This window comes from Rhodococcus sp. P4_B6 (genome assembly GCF_056402215.1).
This window is the reverse complement of record NZ_JBFUHV010000490.1, coordinates 1-659: the sequence shown is the minus strand read 5'-3', so window position 1 is coordinate 659 and position 659 is coordinate 1. Positions and strand designations below refer to the sequence as shown.

Here is a 659-nt window from a genome sequence, read left to right as displayed (position 1 = left end):
ATGTTGGACGATCGTCTCGTTCTCCGCGGACGGCCGCAGCATCCATGTCACTCCCACGCCGGTGAGTTCGACCTGAAGCGTGCCGCCGACGCCTGGATTCGAACGCATGGCGATGAGCGAGTCTTTGCTCATCAACCGATCTCCCTTGGGTGTAGTGCCGTCGCCGAGGTGGAAGCGCGCGTAGCGCACCTGATCCCGCACGCTGGATATCAACGATCCGGTCGGATTGCAACTGCGCGAGAAGAACCAGAAGCCCGGATCCACAACGGCTTTTCCGTTGTCGACGTTGTGTGAGGCGGCGATATTTTGGCCGATTATCTGGTCCGAGAAGAAAGCGGGTGTGACTTAACTCGAGCGGGTCCAGCAGCATCTTCTGGACGGCGTCCTCATAGACCGATCCGGTCACGGCCTCGACGATCCGCCCCGCCACAACCAACCCCGCATTGTTGTAGGCGAAGACCGTGCCCGGCGGGGTCTTTTGTGGGAGCCGGGTCATCGACGCCACGAACTTGGTTATCGCGTCGTCACCTCGACCGAAGTCCTGGAGATCGTCACCGAGCCAACCCGACGTGTGGTTGAGCAGTTGTCGCACCGTCGCCGTGGCGCTGGCGTCTGGATCGGCGACCGCGAAATCGGGCAGATACAAATCGGGCAGATAC

At 61.2% G+C, this 659-nt stretch carries 1 protein-coding gene; it reads right to left on the bottom strand.

Annotated features, from left to right (window positions below; all coding sequences use genetic code 11):
* Window positions 1-659: serine hydrolase domain-containing protein (locus AC1DWT_RS51745; protein ID WP_477926338.1), on the bottom strand; the 659-nt coding region annotated here is incomplete at both ends.